This is a genomic window from Paenibacillus paludis, assembly GCF_042610515.1.
GTDB lineage: Bacteria > Bacillota > Bacilli > Paenibacillales > Paenibacillaceae > Paenibacillus_AQ.
The window spans coordinates 1-7,005 of the sequence record NZ_JBGJZP010000042.1; the positions used below are offsets into that span (position 1 = coordinate 1).

General features: G+C 58.8%; 2 protein-coding genes. Both read left to right on the plus strand.

Going from position 1 to position 7,005, the window contains the following annotated elements:
- Nucleotides 1-58: 58 nt before the first annotated feature.
- Nucleotides 59-4,951 carry an amino acid adenylation domain-containing protein gene (locus ACAN56_RS35300; protein WP_379148757.1) on the plus strand — a complete coding sequence of 1,631 codons (4,893 nt, stop codon included), beginning with the start codon at nt 59-61 and terminating at the stop codon, nt 4,949-4,951.
- A 214-nt stretch (nt 4,952-5,165) separates the two neighbouring features.
- A partial coding sequence (locus ACAN56_RS35305) for a condensation domain-containing protein (RefSeq protein ID WP_379148759.1) occupies nt 5,166-7,005 on the plus strand: 1,840 nt, incomplete at its 3' end.

The following is a 7,005-nucleotide window of genomic DNA, read 5'->3' on the forward strand; positions in this document are numbered from 1 at the left end:
AGAAGCGGTTCCGGTACCGGAGCTGCGGGCGCAACTGGCAACACAGCTGCCGGATTACATGATCCCGTCCTACTTTGTGGAGCTGGAGAAGCTGCCGCTGAACTCTAACGGCAAGGTGGACCGGAAGGCGCTGCCGGCGCCGGACCGGGAGGCGTACAGCGAAGGCTATGAAGCGCCGCGGGATGCGCTGGAGACGCGATTGGCGGAGTTGTTCGCAGGAGTGCTGGGGGTAAACGAGGTCGGCATCGGCGATTCGTTCTTTGAGCGCGGCGGTCACTCGCTGAAAGCGATGACGCTGGTGTCGCGCATTCATCAGCAGCTGGCGGTGGAGCTGCCGCTGCGGGAGCTGTTCGCACGCCCGACGGTGAAGGCGTTGGCGGTCTATGTGCGCAGCACGGAGGAAAGCGGCTACGGCCGGATCGAACCGGTGAAGCCGGGCAAGGATTATCCGTTGTCTTCGGCGCAGCGGCGGCTATACGTGCTGCATGAGGTGGAGCCGGAGAGCACGCGCTACAACATGCCGGGGGTTATGGAGCTAACAGGGCAGGTGGATGCGGATCGGCTGGAGGAAGCGATTTGCTCGGTTATCGCCCGTCACGAATCGCTGCGCACGTCGTTCACGTGGATCGACGGCGAACCGAGACAACAAGTACACGAAGACGTGGTGTTTGAATGGGTATGCCGGGATGCAGATGAAGGGCAAGCCCCGGAACTCATCCGGAATTTTGTGCAACCGTTCGCACTGGGTCAGGCGCCGCTGCTGCGGGCCGGGTTGCTGCGACTGGCGGAGGAGCGCCATTGGCTGGTGTGGGACATGCATCATATCGTCTCGGACGGCGTGTCGATGAACCTTCTGGTGTCAGACTTCATGGCGGCGTATGCCGGCGGGGAGCTGGCGCCGCTGCGGATCCAGTACAAGGATTACGCGGTCTGGCAGCAGAGCACGCTCGAGGTGGAGCGGATGCAAGGGCATGAGGCGTACTGGCTGTCGGTCTATGCGGAGGAAGCGCCGGTGCTGGAGCTGCCGGCCGACCGGACGCGTCCGGCGGTGCCAAGCAGTGAAGGCGGGCAGGTTCATGCGCAGATCAGCGCGGACGTAGCCGAGGGGCTGAAGCAGATTGCCGCAGAGACCGGAGCCACGCTGTACATGGTGCTGCTGGCTGCCTATAACGTGTGGCTGCACAAGTACACGGGGCAGAGCGACATCGTGGTTGGCACGCCGGTGTCGGGGCGGACGCATGCAGATACGGAGCCGATGATCGGGATGTTTGTGAATACGCTGGCGCTGCGCAACGCCCCGTCCGGGGAGAAGCGGTTTATGGACTTCGTGCGCGAAGTGAAGGAGCGGACGCTGACGGCATTCGAGCATCAGGATTACCCGTTCGAGGAACTGGTCGAGAAGCTGAACGTACGGCGCGATATGAGCCGCAATCCCTTATTCGACACGATGCTGGTGCTGCAGAACATGGAGCAGGCGCGCTTTGGCCTGGCAGATGTAGATGTTCGTCCGGTCGAGCTGGACCACCGGGCGACGAAGTTTGACCTGACGCTGAATGTCGCGGAGAGTGAGCAAGGACTTCAGCTGTTGCTGGAATACAGCAGCGCACTGTTCAACGAGGAGACAGCCGGGCGGTACCTGATGCACTTCATGCAGCTCTTGTCCCAAATCGCCGGGCAGCCGGAAGCAAGCATTGGGTCGTATGAGCTTGTCACGCCAGAGGAGAAGCAAGAGCTGCTGCATGCGTTCAACGACACGGCGGCGGAGTATCCGCGGGAAGCGACGATTCACGGCCTGTTCGAGGAACAGGTGAAGAAGACGCCGGATGCGGTGGCGGCCGTGTACGGGGATCAGCAGCTGACCTATGCGGAGCTGAACGCGCGGGCGAACCAGCTGGCGTGGACGCTGCGCGGGCAAGGTGTGGGGCCAGAAACGATTGTAGCGGTTATGGCGGAACGCTCGCTGGAGCTGATGGTAGGGCTTTATGGCATCCTGAAGGCCGGCGGGGCGTACTTGCCGATCGATCCGGCGCTGCCGGCCGAACGCATCCGGTATATGCTCGGGGACAGCGGCGCGATGGTGCTGCTGACCCAGCCCGGCCTGGATCCATGCGGATTTGAGGGCGCGGTAATCGAGTTGACTTCTAGAAGGCAAGCACAATCCGAAGCCACCCCGCCGTTAGAGCTGGATTCCCGGCGTTTGGCGTATGTGATCTATACCTCGGGGACCACTGGCAACCCCAAAGGGGTCATGATTGAGCATCGCGCGGTCATCAACCGCCTGCAATGGATGCAGAATCGCTATCCCATCGGAGAACAGGACGTCATATTGCAGAAGACGCCGATAACGTTCGACGTTTCGGTGTGGGAGCTGTTCTGGTGGGGAATGACCGGGGCCCGGGTCTGCATGCTTCCGCCGCAGGGAGAGAAAGACCCAGTGCTGCTGGCCGAAACGATCAAGCATCACGGGGTCACGGTTATGCATTTTGTGCCGTCAATGCTGAGCGTCTTCCTGGAGCAGGCCGGAAAAGCGTTTAGCCCGGAGAAGCTGGGCAGCTTGCGCCGGGTATTTGCCAGCGGGGAAGCGTTGAAGGCGCAGCATGTGACCGGCTTCTACAAGTTAATGGAGCGGAGCGGAGCAACGCTTCACAACCTGTACGGGCCGACGGAGGCCACGGTCGATGCCACGTATTATGATAGTGCTTCGACCTTCGCGGAAGCGGCGGTACCGATTGGGGGGCCAATCGCCAATACGCAGCTGTACATTGTGAGTGACAACCGGCAGCTGCAGCCGATGGGCGTCGCGGGTGAACTGTGCATCGCGGGGGACGGTCTGGCGCGGGGTTACTTCAACCGGCCGGAGCTGACGGCGGAGAAATTCGTAGACAATCCGTTCGAGCCGGGGACGCGGATGTACCGGACCGGCGATTTGGCGAGATGGCTGCCGGACGGCAACCTGGAGTACTTGGGCCGGATCGACCATCAAGTGAAGATCCGCGGCTACCGGATCGAGTGCGGGGAGATCGAGACGCGGCTTCTGGCGCATGCGCATATCCGCGAAGCGGTGGTTATGGCCCGCGAGGACGAGCAAGGGCAGGCGTACTTGTGTGCGTATCTCCTAAGTGATGAAACTGTTCCGGTTGCAGAACTACGTGCGCACCTGACGGCACAGCTGCCGGATTACATGATCCCGTCCTATTTTGTGGAGCTGGAGAAGCTGCCGCTCAGCCCTAACGGCAAGGTCGACCGCAAGGCGCTGCCGGAGCCGCAAGGACGGATGCAGGCGGGAAGTGAATATGTGGCGCCGCGCAGCAAGACGGAGGCGAAGCTGGCAACGATTTGGCAGGACGTGCTCCAAGTCGGACAAGTCGGGATCCAAGACAACTTCTTCGAGCTGGGCGGGGATTCGATCAAAGCCGTTCAGATCGCCGCGCGGCTGCGGGGGCATGGGCTGCACTTGGGGATCCGCGATCTGTTCCGGTATCCGACGATTATGGAGCTGAGCCCGCATGTGCAGAAGTTGGCGCGGCAGATCGATCAGCGTCCGGTAGAAGGCGAAGTACGATTAACTCCGATCCAGCAAGGGTTGTTTGAACGGTCGCCGCAGCTGCCGCACCATTATAACCAGGCGGTCATGCTGCATCGCCGGGGCGGATTCGACGAAGGTGTCCTGCGCCGTGTGTTTGAACGGATCGCCCAGCATCATGATGCGCTGCGGATGAGGTATCGGGAAGAAGCTACGGGCATGGTGCAGTGGAGCCGCGGGCCACTAGAGGCGAGTTTCGGGCTGGACGTGATCGACTTGCGCGGGGAAAATGCCGTGGACACACGGATTGCGGCGGAAGCCGAGCGGCTGCAGCGGGGGCTGCACCTGGAGCAGGGGCCGCTGATACGCCTGGGGCTGATGAAAACCGGCGAGGGCGATCATCTGCTGATCGTCATCCACCATCTGGTGGTGGACGGGGTGTCGTGGCGGATCCTGTTCGAAGATGTGCAGACCGGTTATGAGCAGGCAGAGCGGGGCGAGGAGATCCGCTTTCCGGAGAAGACGGACGCGTTCCAGACGTGGTCGGAGGCACTGGCGCGTTATGCGGACAGTGAGGAACAGCTGAATGAAATCGCTTATTGGAAGCGAATCGAGGAGACGCCGGCTGCGGCGCTGCCGGCGGACGAAGGGCTCAAGGAAGCGGAGCGAACCGGCGGAGCGGTGAGCATCCGGCTGTCACGGGAAGAGACGGCGCAGTTATTGAACCAGGCGGGCCGGGCGTACTATACGGAAATCAACGACATCCTGCTGACGGGGCTGGGCCTGGCGCTGCAGGAATGGATCGGCGATCGGCGGTTTGTGGTGGACCTGGAAGGGCATGGCCGGGAAGAGATCGGGGAAGCGGTGGATGTCAGCCGTACGGTGGGCTGGTTTACAACGATAGTGCCGACGCTGCTTGACCTGGGGGCATGCGAGACGTTGTCCGACTGCATCAAGGCGGTGAAAGAAGGGCTGCGCAGCGTACCGAACAAAGGGCTCGGGTATGGCGTGCTGAAGTATATGACAGCAGCGGAGCACAAACAGGAGCTGACGTTTGACCTTCGCCCGGAGATCTGCTTCAACTACTTGGGCCAGCTGGACCGGGACGTGACCACTGGCGTATTCGAAACGTCGGTGTACGGGACGGGCACCAGCATCGACCCGAACCTCCCCAGTGAGTACAAGCTGAGCCTGAACGGGATGGTGATCGGCGGGGAGCTCGTGTTTACATGCGACTATGCGGCAGACGTGTACCGGAGGGAAACGGTGGAAGGCTGGATGGCGTGTTATGCGGAACAGCTTCGCAGACTGATTGCCCACTGCATGGGGCAGGCGCACAGCGAGAAGACCGCGAGCGATTTTAGTTCTAGTGGATTAGATATTGATGAAGTAGAGAACATTTACTCATTGCTTGAACAAATAGACTAGGAAAAAAAGGGTTAACAGAAGGGGGAGAGATAAAAACATCTCCCCTAACGTTGTTATTGAAGAGAACGAGGTACCAAGTATCTAAACTAAATGGTCGGAGGAATTAGCCCAGGTTTTATAATAGCGTCTCTAAACAACTTGCCGGGAGGTAAACATGAGTAGAAGAAGAGACTCGATAAAAGACATCTATTATCTTACGCCGATGCAAGAAGGTATGTTATTTCATTCTTTGCTTCACAAATCAAATGAGTATTTTGAACAATATACTTTGGAGCTTGCAGGTGATTTAAATGTAACCCTAGTTAATCAATCCTTTGCGAAGCTGATTGAGCGATACGATATACTTCGAACCATCTTCGTCTGGGAAAAGGTGAAGAAATCTGTTCAAGTCGTAGTGAAAAATCAAAAGACGGACTTGATTTTCGAAGATATTTCTCAGTTGAGTGAAAATGAAAAGTCTAGGTATGTGAACGAGTACATGCAAAATGATCGAGATGAGGGCTTTGACCTATTGAGGGGGCCTTTAATTCGATTAGCTGTTCTAAAAAAGGATTCTGATTCACACATAATGATTTGGAGCTTCCACCATATTTTGATGGATGGTTGGTGTGTAAGCATTCTTATGCAGGAATTTATGCATATATATCAATGCTTGAAGACTAAGCAGCCCATTCGACTTGACACGCCAATACAATTTAACAATTACATGCAATGGCTTGAAAAGCAGGACGGGGAAGCGGCGCGACAGTACTGGAGCCGGTACTTGGCAAACTATGAGCAACAGGCGAGTGTGTCGCGAGCGCTTTGGACAGCAGGGCATGCGGGAGCCGAGCCGCAGGAGCATGCCTTCCGTCTGGATCGGGGGATGACCCGGGAGCTGGAGCAGTTGGCCCGCCAGGCACAGGTGACGCTGAACACAGTGATGCAGACGATCTGGGGACTGCTATTGCAGAAGTACAACCAGAGCGGTGATGTGGTATTCGGGACTGTCGTATCGGGGAGACCGGCGGAAGTTCCGGGAATCGAGCGGATGATCGGCCTGTTTATCAATACGACGCCGGTACGGGTCAGCAGTTCCCCCGACCAGAGTGTAACGGCGCTGCTGCAGCAGGTGCAGGAAGCGGCGCTGGCGTCGGAATCACACAGCTATTATCCGCTGTATGAGATTCAGGGGCTGAGCGCGCTGAAGCAAGGATTGATTGATCATATTTTGGTGTTCGAGAACTATCCGATTGCTGAAGCGATTGGCCAAGCAGGCGGAACGGACGAGGCTGCGTTTGGGATCCGTGACGTTGAAGTATTTGAGCAGACGAATTATGACCTAACCGTCGTGCTAGCCCCGGGCGAAGCGTTGTCGATTGAATTCCGGTACAACGCCAAGGTATACGATGGAACATTCATCCGGCGAATGGAGGGGCATATCCGAGAGATCGCGCAGCAAATGCTGGCGGATGCGCAGCGGCCGGTGGCCTCGATATCGCTTGTCACGGCGGAGGAAAAGCAAGAGCTGCTGCATGCGTTCAACGACACGGCGGCGGAGTATCCGCGGGAAGCGACGATTCACGGTTTGTTCGAAGCCCAGGTGGAGAAGACGCCGGATGCGGTGGCGGCCGTGTACGGGGATCAGCAGCTGACCTATACGGAGCTGAACGTGCGGGCGAACCAGCTGGCGTGGACGCTGCGCGGGCAAGGTGTGGGGCCGGACCGTATCGTGGCGATCCTGATGGATCGCTCGGTGGAGATGCTCGTCGGGGTGCTCGGCATCCTGAAGGCCGGCGGGGCGTACTTGCCGATCGATCCGGATTATCCGGCTGAGCGAATCGCCTATACGCTGGCGGACAGCGGAGCGGAGTGGCTGGTGACGACCCGTGACGTCGAGCTTCGGACGCCGGCGCTTCCGTTCGCGGGATGCCGGGTATATGCCTTAGAAACGGAGCCGATGCCCGCGGAGAGTCCGCCGCAGGCGACGAAGCCGGAGCATCTGGCCTACGTGATCTATACCTCAGGGACGACCGGAAAGCCGAAAGGGACGATGATTACGCACCGGAACGTGG